Raw genomic sequence first — 25,636 nt, 5'->3', positions numbered from 1 at the left:
CCGGATAATGAAGAAAAAGTATCAGCAGATTTAGATAATTTGGATTTACCGGATAATGAAGAAAAAGTATCAGCAGATTTAGATAATTTGGATTTACCGGATAATGAAGAAAAAGTATCAGCAGACTTGGATAATTTAGACTTACCGGATAATGAAGAAAAAGTATCAGCAGATATAGATAATTTGGACTTACCGGATAATGAAGAAAAAGTATCAGCAGATATAGATAATTTGGATTTACCAGAAGATTTAGGATTAGATGAAAAAGATAAATTATCAACAGATGATGATAATTTGGATTTACCAGAAGATTTAGGATTAGATGAAGAATATAAATTACCAACAGATGATGATAATTTGGATTTACCAGAAGATTTAGGATTAGATGAAAAAGATAAATTATCAACAGATGATGATAATTTGGACTTACCAGAAGATTTAGGATTAGATGAAGAAGATAAATTATCAACAGATGATGATAATTTGGACTTACCAGAAGATTTAGGATTAGATGAAGATGCATTACCAGCAGCTGATGATTTAGGTTTGCCAGAAGATTTAGGATTAGATGAAGATAATAAATTACCAGATGATGACGGATTGGACTTACCTGAAGATAAAGAATTAGAAGAAAAGATAGCAAAAGATATTAAAGATTCTGATAATGATAAAGATGATATTCATTCAGAAAAATTGCCTACATTAGACGATTTGCCATTACCAGATACTTTACCTAATATAGACGATGATTATGGAAAAACTTCATTAAAAGACGATGATTTAGATATTAGTAATATATCTGAAAATTTAGATGATATATTAAAAGAGAATGGCATTAATGAAGTAGAACCAAAATCAGAAGATGAGAAAGAAGAACCGTTACCAGTAGATGATGATTTAGGATTGGATAACTTATTGAGTGAAACTTCAGCTGACGAAGAAGAACCAAAAGCAGAAGATAAGAAAGAAGAACCATTATCAGTAGATGATGATTTAGGATTGGATAACTTATTGAGTGAAACTTCAGCTGACGAAGAAGAACCAAAAGCAGAGGCTAAAAAAGAAGAGCCAAAACCATTACCAGTAGATGATGATTTAGGATTGGATAGCTTATTGAGTGAAACTTCAGTTGATGAAGAAGAACCAAAAGCAGAGGCTAAAAAAGAAGAGCCAAAACCATTACCAGTAGATGATGATTTAGGATTGGATAGCTTATTGAGTGAAACTTCAGTTGATGAAGAAGAACCAAAAGCAGAGGCTAAAAAAGAAGAGCCAAAACCATTACCAGTAGATGATGATTTAGGATTGGATAACTTATTGAGTGAAACTTCAGTTGATGAAGAAGAACCAAAAGCAGAAGATAAGAAAGAAGAACCGGTATTAGATGAAGATATAGATTTAGACAACTTATCATTAGATGATACAGATGAAGAACCAAAGGCTAATAAAGAAGAGCCAGTATCAGCTAAAGATGAAGATATAGATTTAGACAACTTGTCTTTAGATGATACAGATGAAGAACCAAAGGCTAATAAAGAAGAGCCAGTATCAGCTAAAGATGAAGATATAGATTTAGGCAACTTATCATTAGATGATGCAGAAGAAGAGCCAAAAACAGAAACTAAGAAAGAAGAATTACTTCCTGATTTAGATGATTTATCAAAAGAATTGGAAGAGCAGGGTGATAAGCCTTCTTCTAATATAATAGAGGGCGGTACAACACTTCCTCCTCCGGAAACTGCTGATAATTTGCCTGCTTCTAAATATGAAGATGTAGACAAAGATATAGATCAGGATAAAGTTATAAATGTTATTAAACATCTTTCTCCTCTTACTCAATATCATGTTTTAGATACTATTCTTAATGAGAAGATAGATAAAGATTCAATGGAAACTCTGCTCAATGCTTTAGAGAGAGGTGAATCTAATGAAGCTATTACGGATCTTTTAAATAAAGAGTTAGGATTAGGCATTAAAGAAGAGGGCAGAAAAAATGTAATAGACCTTATACCTATACCTAATTCATTGAAAGATTATGCTAGAATAATAAGGGTTGCAGCAATATTCTTAGTATTATTTGTGGCTATAGTATTGCTTTCTTTCCAATTTATTTATAAACCAGTAATGGCCAATAAGTACTATAATATGGGATTAACAAGCATATCTAATGGTGCTTATGATGAGGCAGAACGTAATTTTGCTGAAGGTGAAAGACTTCGCCCTAAACAAATAAAATGGTACAATAAGTATGCAAGAGCATATATAGCTAGAGAAACTTTTAATGAGGCTTTTACTAAGATACAAGGTGCTTTGAATCTTAAGCCAAGAGATTTTGAAACTAGAATTACTTTTGGCTATTATTATAGAAAGAAAGGTGAAAAAGAATTATCAGAAGAAGACTATATATTAGGTGAAGAACTATACAATGATATGTTAGTTTACACTGAGAAGAAGAAAGAAAAAGAAACTATATATGATGAACGCGGTCTTCTTATGATAAGCAGAGCTAGAAATATGTCTGAGCCTGAATATTATAATATCGCATATACTAATTATAGTGATATGGTTAATTTCTTTGGCGATGGCGTAGTACCTAGAAAGAGAGCCATGCTTATAAGAATTTATCAAGATAATTATAAGCATGTTAAGGCACTTCAGGATCATATAGAACTATTGAAACCAGGTTATATTGATGATGAAGTTTACCCTAAATTGGCTCAGTATTTGTTGGATAAAGAAGATTTTTATGGCTCTAGAGTATTATTTGAAAAGCTTTTGACAACTTATCCTAATAATTTGGAATCAGTTGTTGGATATGCTGACTATGAAACTAGATTAAAACATTATGACAGAGCTATGGAAATACTTAATACAGCAGCATTGCCTTTATATGAATCTAATCCATTCTACAAAGGTAAAGAGTATGTATATAATATGCTAGGTCAGATATATTATAATTTAGGAGAGTATGGAAACGCTGTAAGAAACTTTAATGAGGCATTGGCTATTAATAAAGTATATCCAGATGCTAACTATAATTTGGGTAATGTTTATTTCTATAAAGATAAAGATTATGCAAAGGCTAAAGAGTATTATCAAATGGCTTATGATAATTTACCTCCAAGCTTAAGAAGTGATCAGCTTCTATATAATTTGTCTTGGATATATTATGCCGATGAAGAATATGACAGTGCTTTTGAAGGATTCAATGCTTTATTCCAGAAAAATCCTAGCAACAGTGTTGTTTCCTATGCTTTAGGTAATTCGCTTTTACATTTAGATAAAGCTAATTTGGCTAATGGTTTCTATAGAAATGCTTTAAGTCAGGTATTAGCTAAGCGTAATAGTTTAGGTGAGTTGGAAATGCGTACAGAAAGAGACTTTATACTTATTAGTTATTTAGCTAGTCTTTATAACAATATAGGTGTTTCTTATGCTTATAACTCTACTGTTACAAATACTATTGTGAATGAACAGCAAGCATTTAAACATTTTGTATTGGCTAGTGAGTATTTTGATCAGATTAGAACTTCAAATGTAGATTTGGAGAAAGCTGAAAAAAGAACTGTATTAGTTGAAGATCAGAATATAGGTGCTGCTACATATAATATTATGTCTATGCAGGCTAAAAGGAATTTGAAAGAAGCAACTGTAATAGACGATTATATACCTAAAGATATGTATTATGTAAGATAATATTATTAATTAAAATAAATTAAAAGAGCAGAGTTTTTAATAATTCTGCTCTTTTTTATTTTTATGAAAGTTTTTAAAAATTATAAATTTCTTAAATGAACTTTTCCATTATTATCAATTGTTTTATTCCCTTTTTTGTACATTATAAATAGATAATTAAAACCTCTTAAATAAAAATTATTTTCAGCAGCTGCTATATGATAATTGCCTTTATTTAAAGTTTTATTATGACGAACAACAGAAACTATATCTATAGGCATAAAATATTTACTCATAATTTCAAATAGTTTAAAACCTATAGGCATAAAAGGAAAACCTTTTTCATAAGAATCAGAAACATATAAAGCCATATATCTGTCTTTTTTCATTATTCTAAATATTTCATTTATAACTTTTTCCATAGCTTCATAATATTCATTTTCTTTAGCAGTTAATTTCCCTATACAATTTTTTTCATCAGAATAATTTATATGCGTACTATAAGGCGGATCTATAAATACAAAATCAACTTTTTCATCTTCTATTGGTATTTTTCTAGCATCAGCTTTAAAAATATCTTTTCTTTGTAATGCTTTTGGATTTATATCGTATCCTAAAGCACGTCTGTTTAATTCTCTTGCTACATCAACAGTTGTGCCGCTTCCAGCCATTGGATCAACTACTAAATCTTTTTCTTTAGTGTATCTATTTAATAAATTCCATATTATATATGAAGGTGTTGCTCCTATATAATGCTTATGCTTTTCTTCTTCACTTTTTAAGTATTGCTGAGACGGATAGTCCCATAATGTTGTAGTTTGTAATTCTAGTTTTTTCTTCATTTTTCTAATCGCTTTATCTTGATATTTATAAAATTTATTAAATAATATATACTATAAATATTTATTAACAAGTAGCAAATAAAAATTACTTGTTAAAATATAAATACTTTGATATATTATATAGCGATTAATTATAATACAGGATTTTTTTCAATGAAAACTAGAATTAAAGCCATAATATGTTCCGCATTGTCTTTATTGTTAGGCGGAATAGGCATACAAAAGTTTTATTTAGGTCAGACAAAAAGAGGTTTATTATATGTTCTGTTTTTTTGGACTGGTATTCCTTATTTGCTTTGTATAGTTGATTTGCTTAAATTTATATTTATGAGTGATAAAAGCTTCAATTTAAAATATAATAAAGAATATGTTAATAAAGAATTATATGAAGATAAAATAGAGGAGGTTTATGCTCATAGATTTGATAATACTGTGGAAGCTGAATATACTTATGTTGATGAAAATTCCAAAAAAGATGATGTAAATAATTATTCATCTAATAAAGAAGATGATGTAATTAGTATGGCTTTGAAGTATCATAAAGAAATTGAAAATACTATTATTTCAATAAAAGACTATGAATTTTCGTCTTATGTAAGACAATTAAATGGTTTATTTAAAGATATTATTGATATGGCTAATAATAGTAATAAAAAATCATCTATTATAAAAGATTTGGATAAAATGCTGGATTATAATATACCTACAACATTAAAACTTATAAATTCTTATATAGATTTATCTTCAAACACTGTTGATAGTCTTAATGTTTCTAATGTAAAATTAGGTATAAAAGATTCAATACTTTCTGTTATCAAATTTCTACAGTCTGTATTAACAAAGATACAGGAAGATAATTTAATGGATATAAATAGCGATATAGATGTATTGAAAACTACTTTGAAGAATGGCGGATATGTTTAATTTTAATTTACAGGAGTTTATAAATGGATAGTGACGGCGTATATAAAAGAGTGGATATTAATAAAGTTATTAAATGTATTAGAGCAAATAATGCAGATATAACTGAAAGCAAAGCACAGGAAATAGCATATATTATGATAAAAGAGCTTAATAAAAAAGTTGCTTCTATGGTTAAAGATTTTGAAAATGGAGAAGGCGATTTTATGGCTTGTTATTTTGATGCTATTGATAAAAAGATGTAAAATAAAGAGGCATTTATTTTATTTATTCTATATATAATAGGTTTATATATTAGTATACATATTGACTTTTTTTATTATAAGGTTAATAATTAATAAATATTATAAAATTAAAGGAGAATAAAAATGGGCTTATCAGATGATATCAAATCAGGATTTTATGCAGGCATTGGTATGATGCTAAAAGGAAAAGAGAAATTAGAAGAAGCAGCACGCGAATTTATCAAAGATAAAAATGTTAGTGCTGAAGAAGGTGAGAAGTTTGTTAAAGATATGGTAAATAAGGCTTCAGAAACAAAAGAAGAAGTTACTCAATTTATAGATGACAGAATAAAACAAGTTATAGATAAAATGGGTTATGTAAAAAAAGATGAATACGATTCTATGAGAAAAGAATTAGATGAATTAAAAGCATCTATGAAAAATGATCAGCAGCAACAATGATAAAAATTTTATAAAATATAATTAAAATGCATTATTAAAATATATTTATTATATTTAATAATGCATTTTTTGTAGGGAATAAGAAATGAATAATATGAGATATATAAATAGAGCTAGAGAGATAATTTCTATAATAATGGCTTATGGTTTTAGAGATATCATAGCCATGACTCCAATTTTAAAAATAATAAAAAATCCAATAGATAAAATTAATATAAAATATAAAGGTGTAGACCTAAGAAATTTCAGCCGAGGCGAAAGAATAAGAATGGCATGTGAGGATTTGGGTACTACTTTTATTAAATTAGGACAAATACTTTCAAATAGAAATGATATACTTCCTAAAGACATTACAGATGAATTAAGTAAGCTTCAAAATCATGTTAAGCCGTTTGATGAAAAAGAAGCTATTAATATAATAGAAACTGAGCTTGGCAAAAAGATAGATGAAGTTTTTGAATCATTTGATACCAAACCAAAAGCAAGTGCTTCTATATCTCAGGTACATATTGGTATTTTGAAAAATGGAGAGAAGGTAGCAGTTAAAGTAAAAAGACCAAATATAGAAGAAAATATATTAGAAGATATAGAAGTTATAATATGGCTTTCAAATATCATAGAAAAATATAATGAAGAATTTGCTTTGATGCAGCCTCAAAAATTGATAGCTGCTTTTAAAAGTCAGCTTTTACAGGAATTAGATTTTAATTTTGAAAAGAATAATACTTTAAAATTTGCAAGATATTTTAAAGATAATAAGAATATAAAGATAGCAAAAATATATGAAGAATACAGTACAAAAAGCATATTAACTATGGAATATATAGATGGTGTAAAAATATCAGATATATCTCCAGATGATGAAAGATACGACAGAAAAAAACTTGTTTCTATTGGTATTGATGCTGTATTAGAGCAAATATTTATGCTTGGATTTTTCCATGCTGATCCGCATCCAGGTAATTTGATGGCATTAGAAAATAATGTTTTATGTTTTTTAGATTTTGGAATGATAGGCTTTATACCTCCGAATTCTAAAGATGCTTTTTCTGCTTTGATTATGAGTATAAGTTCTGCAGATTATTTGGCATTATCTAAGTCTATACTTGATTTATGTTATCATAGCGAGATTAAGAATATAGATGAATTTAATATGGCTATATTTATATTAGTTAATAAATATATAGATATGTCTTTGGATAATATTAATATAGAAGATGTATTTAATGAGCTTATAAGTATAATAAGAGATTTTAGATTAACTTTACCTAGCAATATAATGCTTTTAATGAAATCTTTGATAGTTCTTGAGGGTGTAGCAAGAAATTTAGATAAAGATGTTAAATTAATAGAACATATTAAGCCTTTTGCATTCAGATATGTAAAAGAACAGATAAAGCCAAATAATATTTTGAAACAGGCAAAAAAATTAATAGTTGATTATTCTCATATATTAAGAGAACTTCCAGCAGATTTTGGTGATTTAGTTTCTGTTATGAAGAAAGGAAGCATGAAAATTCAACTAGAGCATAAAAACTTAGAATCATTAGCTAATACATTAGATGGTTTAGCAGACAGATTAAGTTATTCTATAGTTTTAGCTTCTCTTATAATGGCAAGTGCTTTAATCATAGCAAGTAAAATGCCTCCATTATTTCATGGTACTTCTATTGTAGGAATGATAGGTTTTGTAATATCAGCTATAATGGGATTCATTATGATAATAAGCAGATTCATAAAGAAATACGTTAAGAAGAAATAAATAGATAATAGCAATAAAAAAGCCTCCTTAACGGAGGCTTAAAAATGCTCCGAGAACAGGGCTCGAACCTGCGACCCGGTGATTAACAGTCACCTGCTCTACCGACTGAGCTATCTCGGATTGTTTTTCATTTAATGTCTAGTTATTATAGCATAATGATAATAAATGTCAATAGGCTAAATATATTTTTTTAAATTTTTTTTATTTTTTATTTATATATGCTGAAATATTCTAATAGTTGAGCATATTTTGCTGATTTATTGCCTGAAAGAATCAAATATGTATTTAGATATTCATACACATTTTTTCCATATTCTTTTTCTTTTTCAATATCATTATTTTTTACAGCTTTATCATATTTAGACTTATATTTAGTAGCCAATTTATAATTAGAATTTGGTTCAGCTCTTAATTCCAAAGCTTTTTTGTATAGTTCTATTATTTTATCTTCTTTAAATTCTTTTTCTAAATACATAGCACCATACATATAAACATCTCCCAATTTAGGATATGATGGGTGTTTTTTTAATGCTACCATTCCCTTTGAGTCTAAAACACCTATATACGCTTTTAATTTTGTATATGAATTAAGACTTCCATCAAAATTTTGCAATGTTCTTGCATATCCAGCTATTCTGTCTAATTCTTGATCGTCACTTGGGGTTATAGGTACTTCTAAAGCTTCCTGACCAAAAGATATTAAAGTACATAAAAGTATTGCTAAAATTATTTTTACTCTCACATTCTCTCCAAATTATGTTTATTTATTATATTCTTATTATCGTAATAATAAAAATCTAGTAAAATCAAAAAAGTAAAAAAGTTTGTATTAGTTATTGACAATAAAAGTATTTATTCTATAATATTTGGGAAAATATAAATTTTATGGGAGATATTTAATGGCTACTACTAAAAAAACAGAAAAAGCAACTGAAGATACCACTAAAAAGAAAGCAGTTGCTTCTAAAAAAACTACTACTACCGCTAAAAAAGCTGATGAAACAGAAGAAAAATCAGCTACAGCTAAAAAAGCTACAGTAAAATCAGCTACTTCTACTAAAAAAACTACTACTACTGCTAAAAAAGCTACTACTAAAAAAGCAACTTCAAAGAAAAAACTTGAAGAAGAAGATATAGAGGAATTAGAAGAGGAACTAGAGGAAGAAGAATTAGAAGAAGCTAAAAAAGAAGAATATATACCTGATGAAGTTGATATTGTTAGAGAATTACCAGATAGATATAATGAAACAAAATTAGTTCTTATGATGCGTGACCCAGAATGGTGTTTCTTCTATTGGGATATATCTGACAGTGATATTTCTAAATATTCTTTAAATGGTAAAAGAATATCTGTAAGAATATTCCATGTATTTGGATATGATATAACTAATGGTGAAATGCATAAAGAAGTAGAAGTAAATTACATTTATGGTGATAGATATATAAATTTAGCTTTACCTCATGCTTATTTTATTGGCGAATTAGGTTTCTATGATGAAAATAATAGATTTATAGTATTAGCTAGAAGTAATATGATATATGCTCCTAGAGATTCTATAAGCAATGTTTATGATGAAGAATGGATGGTTAACGAGGAAATAATCAAATTGCTTAAATCTCCTGAATCTTTAAGAAAGAGTTTGTCTTCTGCAACTATATTCGAACTTATCGATTTGAGAAGAAATCATCTTGCAGGATCTTCATCTTCTCTTTTCCTAAAAAAGAATTAAAAATTATTAGTAAATAATATTTGAAAGTAGCATTAATTAATATAAATAACTTTATTAATTTTTCTGTTTTTGGTTTGTTGGCTCTCTTAAATTAAATGTTAATTAATGCTGCTAAAAATAATATATAAAGCGGCGAGTCTATTAATATAGAAAATAAATGTCTGCTTGTTATAATCTTCTTTTTCATCACTACAAACGAAATTATACTGCTATAGATTATTGGTATAAAATATTTTAATCTATTTGCTTCTAATGGAAATCTTCCAGCTATAATTCCTGCTAACATAATTAGAACTAGAATCATTGGTATTATTCCTGTTATTACAGCTAACTTATTTGAATCTATGTAGGTAGTCAAAGTTACAGCACCAGCTATTTTGTCGCTTTGAGAGAATTTTATTTCTATTAATGCTTGTCTTATAAACATAAATAGAAATACTATACTTGTTGAAAATAGATATGAGAATGGCTTTTCTTTTATTATTTCTCTATTAGTTAGAAATATAGAACCATTTAATAAAACAGTAACTGCCACTGATATAACTATTGCTTTAAATGGTATAAGTTTTCTAAATAATTTAAAGAATAATGAGCTTTCAAATCTTGATTGTTTTTCAAAACTTATATTGTATCCTATACCAAGAAGACTTGATAGTATTGTGAGCATTAATATTCCAATGTCTATTGTATATGCAAAGTAGAACATTAATAATGCACTTATAGCTATTAATCCCATAAAGAATACTTTATTCTTTTGATAGAATAGGTATCTTCTCTTGTCGCTTATTCTAATAGTATAATTACTGTATCCATTTCCTAAACTCATATATAAATAGTATGCTGCTATTATAATTCCTATTTTGTATTGAAAACTTTGTGATAATATATCATATATTGCATAAGACATTAAGAAGGCACCAACAGAAAAGAATATATAACCATAATTAAGAAAGTCAAATATTCTTGATATAAATCTTGTAATAGGTTTTGAATATTTATCTTTTATTGTTTGTGCTACATCTTCAATAAGCCAATCTGGGGTAGAGGCCCCAGCCATAATACCAACATTTTTATATCCTGATAAATCTATATTATCTAAATCTTCTTTGTATTCAACATAAAAAGCCGGTTTTATAGATGATGCTATATTATATAAATTTCTTGTATTAGAGCTTTCTGAACCTCCAATTACAAGAACAACATCATTTCTTTTTGCTATTTCTAATACTTCATTTTGTCTTTGTTCTGTAGCTTCGCAAATAGTATTTTTAATTATTATTTCAGTATTTTGATATTTTTCTTTTATTAAATTTGTGTATTTATCGAATATGGATTTTTGTAAAGTTGTTTGAGCTACTATTAGAGTTTTTTTATTATCATTAGGTAATTTATCTATGTCTTCATCTTTGTATACAACATAAACATCGTCAGCATATCCGCATACACCTATAATTTCCGGGTGCTTTGGATTGCCTATAACTATTACTCTGTAACCTAATGAACTATGTTTTTTTACAAGCCCTTGAATTTTTGCCACATATTTACAGGTAAGATTTACTATTTTTTTGGCATGACTTGATAGGGCTTCTCTTCTTTCAGGAGATATTCCATGAGCCCTAACAATAACAGTTTTTCCGTTTAAAACGGACATATCCTCATCATCTTCATAAGTTTTCACGCCTGAGCTTTCCAACATATCAAGAGTCTGAGGATTATGTATTAAATGTCCGTCAACATATATTTCATCATTACTTTTAGCTGCTTGAGAAAAAGTATTCTCTACAGCATGTTTTACACCATCACAGAAACCAGCAAATTTACCTATATCTACGTTCATTGTTCATTTTGTTGATTTTTAATTTGAATTATTATTTAGCTTTAACTACTTTGTTGCCTTTAATGCATTTAGTACAAACTAATGCTTTTTTTACAGAGCCATTTACTTCAATTTTGATATTTTGTAGGTTAGCATTAAAAGAACGTTTAGTTTTTATATTAGAGTGGCTTACGCTATGACCATTTTGTTTACCTTTGCCACATATTTCACATACTCTTGCCATAATTTTCCTCCAATGAAATGATAATAATAATTTAAAGTTTTAATTATAGAATTATATTATAAAAAATTATTCTAGTCAATAGATTTATAATATATTTTTTTATTGTATTTTTATATAATTTTTATATCCTTATAGAGAAATAAAAAATTATATAGCCATTGATTATATTTAGAATTGTAGTATAATATTTGCAAGTAAATTAATTAAATGAAGTTAAAAATACCTAAATAGGAGAGATATATGCCACCAAGATCAAAATTAGGTGAAATACCTAGACAACAAATGCCTACTAGAAGTCCGGAGGAACGCAGTAAAGATTTTAAAGAAGTACCTTTGGGATATACAGAAGAGCAGGCTTATACTGAATCTTTAAGATGTTTAGATTGTAAAGTACCTCATTGTATGGAAGGTTGTCCTGCTAAGGTAAAAATTCCAGAATTTATTAGTCTTATTGCTGAAAAGAAATTCTTAGAAGCTGCTAAAAAAATTAAAGAAACTAATGCATTGCCAGCTGCTTGCGGAAGAGTATGTCCTCAGGAAGAACAATGCGAACAAAGATGTGTTGTTGGTAAAAAATTCGAACCAGTTGCTATTGGTAAATTAGAAATGTTTGTTGCTGATTATGAAAGAAAACATGCTCAGCATGAAGATTTAAAAGTAGAAAAAAACGGTAAAAAAGTATGTATAATAGGTGCTGGTCCTGCAGGTTTGGCTTGTGCTGGCGACTTAATCAAATTAGGTTATGATGTTACTGTATTAGAAGCTTTACATACAATTGGCGGAGTATTAATGTATGGTATCCCTGAATTCCGTTTACCAAAAGAATTAGTAGCTCATGAAGTAGAAAACCTTAAGAAAGATGGCGTAAAATTCAAAATAAATGAAGTTGCTGGTATTTCTTTAGATTTCCAAGAGTTAAGAAAAGAGTATGATGCTATATTCTTAGGTACTGGTGCTGGTTTACCAGTATTCTTAAAAATACCTGGTGAAAACTTCTGCGGAGTATATTCTGCTAATGAATATTTAACTAGAGTTAATTTAATGGGTGCTTATAAATTCCCTGAAGTAGATACTCCTATTATTAAACATAAAAAAGTAGCTGTATTAGGCGGCGGTAACGTAGCAATGGATGCTTGCAGAACTGCTGTTAGATTAGGCGCTGAAAAAGTTTACTGTATTTACAGAAGAACTGAAAAAGAACTTCCAGCAAGAGTAGAAGAAGTACATCACGCTATGGAAGAAGGTGTTGATTTCAGATTCTTAAGAGCTCCTTTAGAAGTTCTTGGCGATGAAAACGACAATGTAAAAGCAGTAAGAACTCAAGTTATGGAACTTGGAGAAGCAGATGCTGACGGAAGAAGAAAACCAGTTGCTGTTGAAGGCAAAACTGAAGATATAGAAGTTGATGCAGTTATTATTGCTATAGGTACTACTCCAAACCCACTTATCTCAAGAAAAGTACCAGAGTTACAAACTACTAAAAAAGGCACTTATGTTATAGATGAAGAAACAGGTGCTACTTCTTTAGAAGGTGTATTTGCAGGCGGTGACGCTGCTCGTGGTTCTGCTACAGTTATTCTTGCTATTGGTGATGGTAAAAGAGCTGCTGCTGGTATAGATAAATATTTGTCTAATAAATAATTAAAAATAATAAATTAAATTACTAATAAGTAATAAAAAAAGGAGGCTTTTTAGCTTCCTTTTTTATTTTTATATTTAATACTAATTTTTTAAAAAAATATAAATTAACAAAAAATATTTTATAAAATTCATTTTTTTCATCATTTTGTGATGTCTTAATTGTATAAATCTACAAAAAGTTGTAAAAGAACTTGACTTTTATACCGTTAATAATAATATAGTTAACATAATTATAGTTTTTTTATAATTAATTTTTTTCTTATTTTAATAATTATGGTTTTATTTTCAGTAAGCCATAAAATATATTTTATAAAATAAAGATTGGGAGGATTAATCTAATTATGAAATTAAAGGTACAAATTGGTTTTATCACCTTAATAGCTTTGATGCTTATTTCATGCGGCGGTTTACCAGTAAAAGAATACGAAAGGGTAACTGCCCTAAGAGATACCGTGGTAAACAAATATTCTGAGATAAAAACATTTGCTCCAGAAGATTTTGACATAGCAGAAAAAGGTTATGCTGAAGCTGATATTATCATGAAAGAAGAAAATAAGGATGAGGCTGCAAAAGCTAAAGAATTACTATTAGCTGCTGAAACTAATTACAACATAGTTTTAGACAAGGGTTTACCACCTTATTCTGAAATCTTGAAAAAACAAACTGATGAAAGTGCTACTAACGCTATAGAAATTAAAGCCAGCGTAATGTATGCAGATGAGTTTGCTAGTGCTGATACTGTATATCAGGAAGCTAATGCAATGTATACTGCTGAAACTAAAGACTATAGAGTTATGGTAGACAAGCTTTATCAAGCTAAAGTTGCATATACAGATTTGTATAATAAAACTAAAGAGCAATTTGATAAAAGTGATGAGGCTTTAAGATTAGTTAAAGAGCGTTTAGCTCAGTTAGAAAAAATGATGCAAGAAGTTGAAGCCTTTGAACAGGAACAGAATTAATATAAGGAGTAAGTGATGAAAATAAAAAAAATAATGGCTACTGTAGCATTATTATCTTTTACTTGGTCTATTTTACCGGCACAAACTTATGAAGATGCTGCTAGAATAACTCAGGAAGCTGATGATCTTCAAAACCAAGGTCAATATCAACAATCTTATGATAAGTCTCAAGAGGCATCTTTAAGTATAGATAAAGCTCAAATGGCATTATTCTACAGACTTATGAATGCTAGAATTAATAAGACTAAAAATGATGCTAATAATGCAATAACTGAAATAAATCAAATGGGTGCTTCTACTGATAATCAATTTAAAGCTACTTATGAACAAGCTTTAAAATATTTTGAAGAAGGTAACTCTAATATAGGAAGCATACCTGCTGCAGACGCTACTGCTAAAACTGATGAAGAATTTACTGCAGCTTCTAATACTTTTACTACTGTTTTAACATCTTATAGCAATGCTTTAGCATCTGCTAATACTGTTAAAGAAGGTTATTTAGGCAGAGAAAGAGATACTGCTTCTAAAGCTATAGCTGATGCTAGAGGTAAGTATAATGCTGCTTTAGGTAAAAGTATAAAAGCTGGTGACAATAATGATAAAACTGTTTCTGGTGCTTTAGCTAAAGCTGATGAAGCTTTAAAATCTGATAACTTTGCTAGTGTACAGCAAAATGTTGCTGCTGCTCTTGCTGGTATAACTAAAGCAGAAGCAGATGCAAAAGCTGCTGCTGAGAAAGCTGCCGCTGCTGCTAAGGCAAAAGCAGAAGCAGAAGCTAAAGCAAAAGCTGCTGCTGAAGCTAAGAAGAAAGCTGAAGCAGAGGCTAAAGCAAAAGCTGCTGCTGAAGCTAAGAGAAAAGCTGAAGCAGAGGCTAAAGCTAAAGCAGAAGCTGAAGCTAAGAAAAAAGCTGAAGAAGAAGCTAGAAAGAAAGCTGAACAAGAAGCTCTTGCTAAAGAAAAAGCAGATGCTATTGCTAAAGCTAAGCAAGATATTGCTAATGCACAAGAAAAATATGATACTCTTGTAAATGATAACACTATTACTAAAGGTGATGAAACAGATCAAAATATATCTACTCTTTTAGCTGATGCTAATAAGTTAGCTGAAACTGATCCTGCTGCTGCTAGTCAAAAAGCATTAGAAGCTTCTAAAGCTATGGACGATTTAGTTAACAATATGAACGATACTATAGCTAGAGAAGAAAATCAAAGACAATTAGATGATCTTAAAGCTAGATATCAGCAGCTTGTTGATGATGGTTATATAATCCCTGATAGTGAAGAAGATCAAAATCTTTCTCAAGTTATAAAAGAAGCTGAAGATGCATTAACTAATAATGATAATGCTTTAGCTAGAGAAAAACTTGAAGAAGCTAACAACACTATGAATGCTATATATGAAATGGGACCTAAGAGACCTGGTGATGGTGATTTAGTAGAAGGTGACGGCGATGGTGAAAAAGGTCAGATAATAGACGGTACTACTGGTCAAACAGTTAATACTGAAGGTAAAGTTACTGTACTTCCTATGTATTATACAGTTGTACAAAGAACTCCTTTAACTGATGCTTTATGGAGAATAGCTGGTTATTCATTCATATACAATGATCCTATACAATGGTACAGATTATATCAAGCTAACAGAAATATATTAAGAGATCCTAATAATCCAGACTTAATATTACCTGGTCAAGTATTAACTATACCTAGTATGAACGGTGAACAAAGATCTGGTACTTATGATCCTAATATGGAATACATAACTTATGATGAAGCTATGATATTGAGAAATCAACAGCAACAAAATACAGCTGCTGAAGGCAATGCAACTACAGCTACTGATACAGAACCTGCACAAACTGCTCAATAATATTAGTTAATTAGAAATTAAGTAGCCATGTATGATTAATTCATGCATGGCTATTTTTTTATTAAATGTTTTCAAAATAAAATTTGTTTATCTAACCGCACGCAGAATAATGCTGAAAATATAATTTTAATTATTAATACAATTATAATTTATTATAAAAATGCGTTTACCGTGCGTTGATTAGGTTATAAGTTTAATTAACATTTGGGTGGGTGTTAGAATTTCAGATTAGGTTTAAAAGAAAAATAATGTATAAATATCAAATTGAATTAGCAAGTTTAAAGGGTGGGTAGGTGAAAATAAAATTAAATAGAATAATAAAAAATTGAAAAATATAGCAAAAAATATAGAATATAAAAAACAATAAGGAAACATAATAATGAAATATAAACCTCAAATTAAAGATGAATTAAAAGAATTAGTAAAAGATGAAAATATTTATTTGGGTGATATAGATACAAGTTTAATTACCGATATGAAATATTTATTTGCAAATAGCAAGAGAGAAAATTTTGACGGCATAGAAAATTGGGATACTTCAAATGTTACAGATATGTCTGAAATGTTTATGGGAGCTTCTTATTTTAATTCAAACATAAATAATTGGAATGTTTCAAAAGTTACTAATATGTCTGGTATGTTTTCAAGTGCTAAAAAATTTAATCAGCCTTTAAATGACTGGGACGTTTCTAATGTAAAAGATATGGAGTTTATGTTTTCTGAAGCTGAAAGTTTTAATCAGTCTTTAGATAAATGGAATACTTCTAATGTACTTAGTATGAGATGTATGTTTTATAAAGCTATAAATTTTAATCAGAATTTAAATAATTGGGACACTTCTAATGTTGAAAATATGGAAAGTATGTTTTCAAAAGCTTATAATTTTAATCAGCCTCTTAATAATTGGAATGTAAGTAAAGTAGAAGAGATGACTGCTATGTTTGAGGAAGCTAAAAGTTTTAATCAGGATATCAATAGTTGGAATGTTTCTAATGTAAGAAGAATTGCTCATATGTTTAGCGGTGCTGAAAGTTTTAATTATTCTATAGAAAATTGGATCATTAATGAAGGCTGTTCTATTTGGGAATTTTTTTCGGGTGCTTCTTCTTTTAAAGACATAAAATCTATATTAAATATTTATTTTATATCTAAAAAAGTAAATGATAGGAAAAAACTTTTAAATATGCTTGAAAACTGTGATATAAAAGAAGTGTATAAAGAAGTTATTAAATATAATAAACTTAAAGATTTTATTAATAAACTTGAAAATACTTATTATGATGAATTAAAAGAACTAATTGAAAATAAAGAAAGTATAATAAAAGAATATAAAAAATCAAAATCTAAAAAAATAGAATTAAAAGATGATGAAAAGTATAAACCTAAAGACAAAGCAGAATTATTAAAATTGATAAAAGAAAAAGTAAAATTTAATAAAATAGATACTAGATTAATAACTGATATGTCAGGATTATTTCAGAATTCAAAACTTAAAAAATTTGACGGCATAGAAACTTGGGATACTTCAAACGTAGAAGATATGCATAATATGTTTAATAATGCTTTATATTTTAATCATAATATAGAAAGATGGAATGTATCTAAAGTTATTAATATGAGATATATGTTTTACAGGTGTACTAGATTCAATCAGCCTCTTAATAATTGGAACGTTTCTAATGTAAAGTATATGGCTTCTATGTTTGTTTATTGTTCAAGTTTTGACAGTGATTTAAGTAATTGGAATGTTTCTAATGTTGAAAATATGGAAAGGATGTTTGAAAATGCATATTCATTTAATCAGGATATTTCCAAATGGAATATAAGCAAAGTAAAAAAATTATATTCTATGTTTGAGGAAGCTAAAAGTTTTAATCAGCCTTTGAATGATTGGGATATGAGTAATATTGAATCTATACACGGAATGTTTAAAGGGGCTTCAAGTTTCAATCAGCCTTTAGACAAATGGAATCTTTCTAATGTAAAAGATATATCATTTGCCTTTGCCTATTGTATTAATTTTAATCAGGATTTGGAATCTTGGAATTTAGGAGAAAATGTTAATATGAAATATGCTTTTTCAAATTCGCCTATAGAAAGTAATCCTCCTTCTTGGTATATAGAAAAATAAGAAATGATAATAAGATTATATTTTATAAATTTTTTAATTTGCATTTTTGCTGTAGGAGTACTTCGTATGGTTCTTTGATGAAGTCACGTCAAAAAAGTTGATAATTATATATAAAGTGCATAAGTTGACAAATTTAAAAATTTTCAGTATATACTGAAACGATTTCATTTTGCCAACTACTGCACATTATGTAATATTATCAACTTTTTTGCCGCACAAAAAAGTTGCAAAAAACGCAATTGCTAGAACTTTATATTAAAAAATATATGTATTAAATGTATGGTATAACCTAGATTTAAACTAAAAATGCAGTCTTTTTGGTTCTTTGTGCCAACAAAAGAACTGGGGGTGTGGGGGCAAAGCCACCACAAACAATAAAATTGAAAAAACAAAAATTGACAAAATATAGTTGTTTAGGTATATACAAAATTGTAATGTTTCTAAAGTAGGAGATATGTAATACTTGTCATATAAATATTAATAAAAAAATACAGTTAATATATTGTTTTAATATATTAACTGCATTTTATTTATATACTATATTTTATTGTATTTCGTTTTCATTTATACCCATAGCTTTAGCAACGCCAAGACCATAAGCTTTATCAACATTCATACAATTTTTAATATGTTTCAATTTTACTTCTTTAGTAACTGTTTCCATATCTCTTGCAGTATTTTCAAATAATACTTGTTTTTGAGCATCTGTCATAAGATTGAATAAAGCTCTTGCATCTGTGTAGTAATCGTCATCATCTTCTCTATGATCATATCTGTAAGCATCTCCGAAAAGTTTCAAAGGCGGCTCAGAATATTCTTTTTGTTCTTTCCATTCTCCTTGAGAATTAGGTTCATATTGTACAGCAGAACCATTATTAGAATCAACTCTCATAGAACCATCTTTATGGAATGAGTGGAATGGACATCTTGGAGCATTTACAGGTATGCTTGAATAATTAACACCTAATCTGTATCTTTGAGTATCAGTGTATGAGAATAATCTTCCTTGAAGCATTCTATCAGGAGAGAATCCTATACCAGGAACTATTGTAGAAGGACTGAATGCTGACTGTTCTACTTCAGCGAAATAGTTTTCAGGGTTTTTATTTAATTCTAAAACACCAACATCGATTAAAGGATATTCTTTTTGTGACCAAGTTTTTGTTAAGTCAAATGGATTTCTTTTGCTTGCATTTGCTTGTTCTTCAGTCATTATTTGTATTTTCATGTTCCATCTTGGATAGTCGCCTCTTTCAATAGCGTCAAATAAATCTCTTTGAGAACTTTCTCTGTCTTTTGCTATGATTGCTGCAGCTTCTTCATCTGTTAAATTTTTAATTCCCTGCTGAGTTTTGAAATGGAATTTTACCCAGAATCTTTTATTATCTTTATTTATGAAACTATAAGCATGACTGCTGAATCCATGCATATGTCTGTAGCTGTAAGGTATACCTCTGTCGCTCATATCTATAGTTATTTGGTGAATAGCTTCAGGCAAAGAAGTGAGGAAGTCCCATTTATTTTGAGCACTTCTCATATTAGTTTTTGGATCTCTTTTTACAGCGTGATTCAAATCTGGGAATTTTAAAGGATCTCTGAAATAGAATACTGGAGTGTTATTTCCAACTAAATCCCAGTTTCCTTCTTCAGTATAGAATTTAATAGCAAAACCTCTTATATCTCTTTCAGCATCTGCTGCACCTCTCTCACCTGCCACTGTAGAAAATCTTACAAATAAATCAGTTTTCTTTCCAACTTCTGAGAATATTTTTGCCTTAGTGTATTGTGTAATATCATGAGTTACAGTGAATGTACCATAAGCACCTGAACCTTTGGCATGCATTCTTCTTTCAGGTATAACTTCTCTATCAAAATGTGCCATCTTTTCCATAAACCATACATCTTGTAAAAGCATAGGTCCTCTGGCACCTGCTGTCATAGAATGCTGATTATTTTCAACCGGAGCACCGAATTCAGTTGTTAATTTTTTATCTGACATATTAAAACTCCTTAATAGTATTTATTATCAATAAATATATTATACTAAATAAATATTTTATTTCAAGTGTAATAATAAAAATTATTATAAAATATTAAAAAATTATTAATAAAAAATATTAAATAATAAAAAAAGATAATAAGTATTGACTAATAACTAAAAAAATTATATACTTAATAATAAATATTACTAATAAGGATTATATATTATGAACAGTAAAAAAGAAACAATTATACTTCTAAATATGGGCGGACCTAGAAATTTTGATGAAATAAATACATTTTTAGTGAATATGTTTAATGATTACTATATATTAAATATAAAAAACAGCATTATAAGAGGTATGGTAGCTAAAAAGATTGTCAATAAAATAAAACCTAATGTTATTAAACATTATGAGGCAATAGGAGGAAAATCTCCAATAAATGAATATACAGAGAAATTGATAAATAAATTAAATAGTATGGACAATACAAAAGATTATAAATACATAATGAATTATACGCCTCCTTATTCTTATGATGTATTAAAAGAATTAAAAAACAATGATGTAAAAGAAATTACTTTATTTAGCATGTATCCTCAGTACTCAGAAGTTACAGTAAAATCATCTTTAGAAAATGTTTATAAGGCTATGAAAAAATTAAAATATAATCCTACAGTCAATATAATAGACAGATACTATGACAATGAATATTATAATGATTCAGTTGTAAATTTAATAAAAAACAGTATAGGCGATAAAAATAGTGAAGAGTATATATTAATTTTCTCTGCTCATTCTATACCAAAAATGTATGTAGATAATGGCGATCCTTATGAATATGAATGTAATATGAACGTGAATATATTAAAAGAAAAATTAAAAGAATCAGGTTTATATTTTAAAGATGTATTGCTTTCTTATCAATCAAAAATAGGAAAAATTGAATGGCTTGAACCATCAACTATAGATACAATAAAAAAATACAATGGCGAAAAATTAATAATATATCCTTTAGCATTCACAATAGATAATTCAGAAACGATTTATGAAATAGATATTGAATATAGAGAAGAAGCTATAAATAAATATAATATTAAAGATTTTATAGTATGTCCTTGTTTAAATGACAATATATCATTTGTAAAAACTATACTCTCATTATCAAACAATAAAATAGAAAATATTTACTATAATAGAAAAATAGTTTAAAAAATATAAATAGCTTTTTACATTCATAAAGTAATAAGTATCAGATTTTTTTAAAGTGAATAATAATATACCTAAACTACTATATTTTGTCAAAAATAAAATTATAGTTTATTTTTTATATCTGGGGCTTTGCCCCAGACCCCACTTCTTTTGTTGCCACAAAGAAGCTTATATCCTCGATAAACTCGGATACGCTTTGCGAAAGGCTATATTTTAGACCCAATTTAGAAATTTATGCTACATGTAAAATATATTTAGTACTGTTTATCACTATTTTTTACTTGCACTTTTTGGTTCTTTGACGCTGTCCGCCTGTGGCGTGCGGCGGGAAAAAGAACAACAAAAAATTTACAAAGTTAAAAATTTTTAGTATAATTTTTTCATATTCATAAAGTAATAAGTATCAGACTTTTTAAACTAAATAATGATATAACAAAAAGTGAGTATAAAAAATATTTTTACTTTTATCATTTACTTAAAAAATTATTTGTGATATAACTTCATTTATTTCAATATTATCAATATTAGTAAGAAGGATTTTTATGGATTTAGAAAAGAAATTGGAAGAATTTTATATTGATGTAAGAATGCCTATGAAGCAGGCTGAAGCAAATACAAATTTCACATCAATACCTATTTTGGGATATTCATTATCTTATCGAATGAATGATATAATTAAATGCTACTTTGAAATAGAAGAAGACAATCAAAAATTAAAAGACAGATATAAACATTTATTAAAAATATATTATTATAATGAACATAATAAAAAAGAGCACAGAGAAAGTCTTGTACTTCCATCTTTAATATTATTTGGAAATTTAGAAAAAGCATTAGAGAATATAAATTACAGCACATATAAATCACCTGTATGCAGACTAATGGCTTTTCAAAGACCTATACATAAAATATTTGAATTATTAAATGAGTATTTCAATAAAGAGTTTACTGAATATGTTAATAAATATGTAGATATAATAAATTCTAAAGATGCAGAAAAAATATTTAAAAATATGGATAGAGATGCAGTTATACCATTATTTGCATTATGTGCTATGGCAAACACTGAAGATAAATATATAGACATTATTATCAAAGCATTAGACTATATGCCGAATAAAATTGATGCTTTAAATGTTATTGCTCCTATTATAAATAAACATAAATCATTAAGAGATAAATTTGTAGAAATATTAAACAATGATGAATCTTTAATTATAGAAATTAATATAGACTTTGGAACTTATGTAAATAGAGATTCTTTTTCAGATAGATATAAAATGATTGATAAAAGATATAAAGAACTTGATTTTCCAAATTATTTTTCAGTTATTGCTAAACATTTTAATGATTATTTTTATATAGATAAAGTTCATAATTTCAAAAAACTTTATTTAAATGATAAAGAATCTTTTTATAAATTATATAATCTCTTAAAATCAGAAAGATATATTATAAGACAAGATATAAAAATCATATTTATTTTATTCAGTGCAATTTTATTAGAGCATAATGATAATAATTTTGATTTAGAAACATTTAAATTATGCTATCAAATAATACCTAATGTAATTTTAAAATGTCTTAAAAAGCAAGATGGAGGAGATATTAATAAAATATCTAATAACATTAAAAATTTAGAAGAGGTATTTGATAAAGATAAAAATAAAACATTTAATAATTTAATAGACTATTTTACAGGAAAAAAATCTTCAGACAGACTTTACAGATTTAGAGCAACTTATCCTGAAATTAGTTTGAATACAGATATAATGTATGTATTTGCCTTATTCAATTTTGAAGATTTATGCGAAGAAACAAAATCATCAAAAAAATTCTGTATAGATGCATTAAAACATTTAACCATACAGCTTGGAATTAGAAAATACATAGAAACACAATATGCCCTAACTTCAAAAACATTCAGAGAAATTGTTGATTCGCTTATAAATAATGAAGAATTAAATATAACATTAAAAGAAGTACTTCTTTCATACTATTATGATTATGGTAACGACTATGTGCCGCCTCCATCATTATATAATGATTTAATAGATGAAAAAGATAATGCAAAAACTTTAAAAGATTTATTAATAGAAAATTACAGTGAAGAATTAAAAAATATATTAGATGATACAAATTTCATTAAAAAAGAATTAAGCAATGAAAAATTGGCTATTTTAGATATATTAAAATGGGCATATAATCCTAATTTCAATTATAATAATTTTAATTTAGTTTATACAGTTCTTGAAAGCACTAAAAAAGTAGAAGTTAAAAGAGTTTGTTTAAAACTCATATCTAATAATGAAAATATAACAAGGGAATATGTTGAAAAAGCTATTGATAAGGTAAAAGCTTCAGATTTAAAAGGAGCTTTAAAAACAATACTCAAAAATTGGAACTTAAAAAAATACGGCGATAAATTTAATAGTGTTGATGAAGCAATTGAATTTATTAATACATACTATAATACAAGTTATGAAAACAGCATTAAGTTTTTGGAGAATATAAAATTAAATAAAGTATTATATAAAAATGGAAATGAGGCAGATGAAAGAATCATTAAATATATTTTAATGGAGTATATGAATCTAACAGAGCCTGCAAGACTTAAAGACTGCGACATACTGGCGGATTTATTAGAAATTAACTCTTTTGAAAAAGTATTGAGTAATATATTCAATTATTGGAAAGATACTAATTATGACAGCAAAGAAAAAAATATATTAATGCCTTATTGTATATATTCTGATAATTCAAAAATTGATGCAGTATATACATTAATAAAAGAATTTGCTAAAGGATCAAGAACTATATTAGGAGCATTTATTGTAAAATGTATTGCATTAAACGGCAAAAATTATGCTTTAATATTGGTTGATAATCTAACAAGAAAAGCACCTACTGCAAAAATTAAAGAAACTGCAAACGAAACTATGAAAAATGCTGCAGATATTTTAGAGATTTCTACTGATGAACTTTCTGACAGAATTATTCCTGATTTTGGTTTTGACAGAAAAGGAAATAAAGTCCTAAGTTATGGAGGAGAGGTAAACAGAACATTTACTTTAAATATCAATAATAATTTAGAATTAACAATTAAAGACGATGAAAAAAATAAAATTATAAAATCACTTCCAGCACCAAACAGCAAAGATGATAAGAGAGCGGCAGATTCAGTTAAAAAAGAATTTAGTAATCTAAAAAAAGAAATTAAAACTTTAATACAATCTCAAAAAATAAGACTTCAAAGGGTTTTAATGAACGGCAGAAAATGGAATTATGAAAGTTTCAAGAATGTATTTGTAAATAATAGTATTATGAATATATTTGCCTTAAAATTAATTTGGGGTGTTTATGATGATGATAATAAATTAATTGAAAGTTTCAGATATATGGAAGACGGCACTTTCAATACTGCCGATGAAGAAGAATATAAACTTGAAGATACAACTGCGAAAAATATCAGTTTAGTTCACCCTATGGAATTAGATGAAAATACTTTAAATAAATGGAAACAGCAATTGACAGATTATGAAATTAATCAGCCTATAGAACAGCTTAATTTTAATTATGAAACTATAGAAGAAAAAGATATTCAAAATGATGAGCTAACTGCATTTGAAGGAATAACTGTTAAAGCCGGAACTTTGATGTCATTTGCAAATAAATATGATTTTGCAAGAGGAGAAGCAGAAGACGGAGGAAGCTATAGTGAATATATTTTAAAAGATACTTATTTAAAAATTTCAGCACATATTACATTTGAATATATGTATTTTGGAATTGAGCCTGATGAAGATATTAATTTAAATAGTATTATTTTCTATGATGAAAGCGATGAGCTGCAGCCGGTAAAAACAAATCCTTTAAAATTAAATCAAAGGTTTATTAATTCTGTTTATAGTATAATAAAGAATAATATATAAAAAAATAATAAAAAAGAGTCTTTATAAATTAATTTTTATTAAGGCTCTTTTTTAATAGAATTATCAAAGAATATTGGCAATATTGAAAATTATAACAATAGTTTAAATAAAATATACAACTTTTTTGTTTTACTTTAGTTTTATATAACTATATGTAATTTTTAAGTAAAACTGTATTGTTGAATATAAAGTATTTTTTACTTTTAATAGTTTACTTTAAAATTATTTATG

At 27.4% G+C, this 25,636-nt stretch carries 17 protein-coding genes and 1 tRNA gene; 12 read left to right on the top strand and 6 right to left on the bottom strand.

The genetic code is table 11. The features are described 5' to 3' along the window. Positions 1-3,696 (top strand): tetratricopeptide repeat protein (locus tag Q0K52_RS07245; RefSeq protein ID WP_297297982.1); only part of this gene is annotated, 3,696 nt, incomplete at its 5' end. 80 nt (positions 3,697-3,776) lie between these two features. Here the strand turns inward: Q0K52_RS07245 and Q0K52_RS07240 are convergent. Continuing rightward, the gene (locus Q0K52_RS07240) at positions 3,777-4,565 is read right to left on the bottom strand and encodes a DNA methyltransferase (RefSeq protein ID WP_367270980.1); all 789 of its coding nucleotides are present in this window, start codon (positions 4,563-4,565) and stop codon (positions 3,777-3,779) included. Positions 4,566-4,670: 105 nt separating this feature from the next. Here Q0K52_RS07240 and Q0K52_RS07235 point away from each other — a divergent pair, with 105 nt between their 5' ends. The 4 genes from Q0K52_RS07235 to Q0K52_RS07220 all read left to right on the top strand — a co-directional run bounded on the left by Q0K52_RS07235 (position 4,671) and on the right by Q0K52_RS07220 (position 7,886). Beyond that, positions 4,671-5,441, top strand: a complete 771-nt coding sequence (locus Q0K52_RS07235) for a TM2 domain-containing protein (RefSeq protein ID WP_297297978.1) — start codon at positions 4,671-4,673, stop codon at positions 5,439-5,441. A 23-nt stretch (positions 5,442-5,464) separates the two neighbouring features. Beyond that, the gene (locus Q0K52_RS07230; protein WP_297297976.1) at positions 5,465-5,683 is read left to right on the top strand and encodes a hypothetical protein; all 219 of its coding nucleotides are present in this window, start codon (positions 5,465-5,467) and stop codon (positions 5,681-5,683) included. Between the two features lie 123 nt (positions 5,684-5,806). Next, entirely contained in the window at positions 5,807-6,124 is a 318-nt protein-coding gene (locus Q0K52_RS07225; RefSeq protein WP_297297974.1) for a phasin family protein, read from the top strand. Between the two features lie 85 nt (positions 6,125-6,209). Beyond that, a complete protein-coding gene (locus Q0K52_RS07220; RefSeq protein WP_297297973.1) occupies positions 6,210-7,886 on the top strand; it encodes an AarF/ABC1/UbiB kinase family protein in 1,677 nt (558 codons plus the stop codon). Between the two features lie 47 nt (positions 7,887-7,933). Here Q0K52_RS07220 and Q0K52_RS07215 read toward each other — a convergent pair. Next, positions 7,934-8,006 (bottom strand) — tRNA-Asn (locus Q0K52_RS07215). 88 nt (positions 8,007-8,094) lie between these two features. After that, a complete protein-coding gene (locus Q0K52_RS07210; RefSeq protein WP_297297971.1) occupies positions 8,095-8,628 on the bottom strand; it encodes a hypothetical protein in 534 nt (177 codons plus the stop codon). Between the two features lie 157 nt (positions 8,629-8,785). Between Q0K52_RS07210 and Q0K52_RS07205 the strand changes: the two genes are divergently transcribed. Next, on the top strand, positions 8,786-9,616 hold the full coding sequence (locus Q0K52_RS07205) for a DUF4912 domain-containing protein (RefSeq protein WP_297297969.1): 831 nt from the start codon (positions 8,786-8,788) through the stop codon (positions 9,614-9,616). A gap of 91 nt (positions 9,617-9,707) precedes the next feature. Here the strand turns inward: Q0K52_RS07205 and ispH are convergent, their stop codons facing one another. Both ispH and rpmB read right to left on the bottom strand, forming a co-directional pair. Continuing rightward, positions 9,708-11,453, bottom strand: coding sequence for a 4-hydroxy-3-methylbut-2-enyl diphosphate reductase (gene ispH, locus Q0K52_RS07200; RefSeq protein ID WP_297297967.1), 1,746 nt, complete (start codon positions 11,451-11,453; stop codon positions 9,708-9,710). Between the two features lie 31 nt (positions 11,454-11,484). Next, positions 11,485-11,676 (bottom strand): 50S ribosomal protein L28, encoded by a 192-nt coding sequence (gene rpmB, locus Q0K52_RS07195; protein ID WP_297297965.1) that lies wholly within the window; start codon positions 11,674-11,676, stop codon positions 11,485-11,487. Between the two features lie 240 nt (positions 11,677-11,916). Here rpmB and gltA point away from each other — a divergent pair, with 240 nt between their 5' ends. From gltA to Q0K52_RS07175, 4 genes are all read left to right on the top strand, one after another. After that, positions 11,917-13,317: an NADPH-dependent glutamate synthase gene (gene gltA, locus Q0K52_RS07190; protein ID WP_297297963.1), complete on the top strand. Its 1,401-nt coding sequence runs from the start codon at positions 11,917-11,919 to the stop codon at positions 13,315-13,317. 341 nt (positions 13,318-13,658) lie between these two features. Continuing rightward, positions 13,659-14,279, top strand: coding sequence for a hypothetical protein (locus Q0K52_RS07185; protein ID WP_297297961.1), 621 nt, complete (start codon positions 13,659-13,661; stop codon positions 14,277-14,279). 15 nt (positions 14,280-14,294) lie between these two features. After that, on the top strand, positions 14,295-16,148 hold the full coding sequence (locus Q0K52_RS07180; protein WP_297297959.1) for a hypothetical protein: 1,854 nt from the start codon (positions 14,295-14,297) through the stop codon (positions 16,146-16,148). A gap of 379 nt (positions 16,149-16,527) precedes the next feature. Further along, positions 16,528-18,279, top strand: coding sequence for a BspA family leucine-rich repeat surface protein (locus Q0K52_RS07175; RefSeq protein WP_297297957.1), 1,752 nt, complete (start codon positions 16,528-16,530; stop codon positions 18,277-18,279). A gap of 544 nt (positions 18,280-18,823) precedes the next feature. Here Q0K52_RS07175 and Q0K52_RS07170 read toward each other — a convergent pair. Then, positions 18,824-20,278 carry a catalase gene (locus tag Q0K52_RS07170; RefSeq protein WP_297297955.1) on the bottom strand — a complete coding sequence of 485 codons (1,455 nt, stop codon included), beginning with the start codon at positions 20,276-20,278 and terminating at the stop codon, positions 18,824-18,826. 208 nt (positions 20,279-20,486) lie between these two features. On the opposite strand from Q0K52_RS07170, the gene hemH reads away from it, so the two are divergent. Both hemH and Q0K52_RS07160 read left to right on the top strand, forming a co-directional pair. After that, positions 20,487-21,473 carry a ferrochelatase gene (gene hemH / locus Q0K52_RS07165; RefSeq protein WP_297297953.1) on the top strand — a complete coding sequence of 329 codons (987 nt, stop codon included), beginning with the start codon at positions 20,487-20,489 and terminating at the stop codon, positions 21,471-21,473. 542 nt (positions 21,474-22,015) lie between these two features. Continuing rightward, positions 22,016-25,405 (top strand): DUF4132 domain-containing protein, encoded by a 3,390-nt coding sequence (locus Q0K52_RS07160; protein ID WP_297297951.1) that lies wholly within the window; start codon positions 22,016-22,018, stop codon positions 25,403-25,405. Positions 25,406-25,636: the final 231 nt, after the last annotated feature.

Origin of the sequence: uncultured Brachyspira sp. (genome assembly GCF_944390845.1) — a bacterium.
Taxonomy (GTDB): domain Bacteria; phylum Spirochaetota; class Brachyspiria; order Brachyspirales; family Brachyspiraceae; genus Brachyspira; species Brachyspira pulli.
Note: the sequence above shows the minus strand (reverse complement) of the source record. Positions and strands in the feature narration are given on the sequence as shown.

What these genes read in the sequence shown, in the direction of transcription:
- Q0K52_RS07205 (WP_297297969.1), top strand. Translation starts at nt 8,786, where the DNA reads ATGGCTACTACTAAAAAAACAGAAAAAGCAACTGAAGATACCACTAAA.
- gltA (WP_297297963.1), top strand. Translation starts at nt 11,917, where the DNA reads ATGCCACCAAGATCAAAATTAGGTGAAATACCTAGACAACAAATGCCT.
- Q0K52_RS07170 (WP_297297955.1), bottom strand. Translation starts at nt 20,278, where the DNA reads ATGTCAGATAAAAAATTAACAACTGAATTCGGTGCTCCGGTTGAAAAT.
- ispH (WP_297297967.1), bottom strand. Translation starts at nt 11,453, where the DNA reads ATGAACGTAGATATAGGTAAATTTGCTGGTTTCTGTGATGGTGTAAAA.
- Q0K52_RS07160 (WP_297297951.1), top strand. Translation starts at nt 22,016, where the DNA reads ATGGATTTAGAAAAGAAATTGGAAGAATTTTATATTGATGTAAGAATG.
- hemH (WP_297297953.1), top strand. Translation starts at nt 20,487, where the DNA reads ATGAACAGTAAAAAAGAAACAATTATACTTCTAAATATGGGCGGACCT.
- Q0K52_RS07225 (WP_297297974.1), top strand. Translation starts at nt 5,807, where the DNA reads ATGGGCTTATCAGATGATATCAAATCAGGATTTTATGCAGGCATTGGT.
- Q0K52_RS07230 (WP_297297976.1), top strand. Translation starts at nt 5,465, where the DNA reads ATGGATAGTGACGGCGTATATAAAAGAGTGGATATTAATAAAGTTATT.
- Q0K52_RS07235 (WP_297297978.1), top strand. Translation starts at nt 4,671, where the DNA reads ATGAAAACTAGAATTAAAGCCATAATATGTTCCGCATTGTCTTTATTG.
- Q0K52_RS07185 (WP_297297961.1), top strand. Translation starts at nt 13,659, where the DNA reads ATGAAATTAAAGGTACAAATTGGTTTTATCACCTTAATAGCTTTGATG.
- Q0K52_RS07180 (WP_297297959.1), top strand. Translation starts at nt 14,295, where the DNA reads ATGAAAATAAAAAAAATAATGGCTACTGTAGCATTATTATCTTTTACT.
- rpmB (WP_297297965.1), bottom strand. Translation starts at nt 11,676, where the DNA reads ATGGCAAGAGTATGTGAAATATGTGGCAAAGGTAAACAAAATGGTCAT.
- Q0K52_RS07220 (WP_297297973.1), top strand. Translation starts at nt 6,210, where the DNA reads ATGAATAATATGAGATATATAAATAGAGCTAGAGAGATAATTTCTATA.
- Q0K52_RS07175 (WP_297297957.1), top strand. Translation starts at nt 16,528, where the DNA reads ATGAAATATAAACCTCAAATTAAAGATGAATTAAAAGAATTAGTAAAA.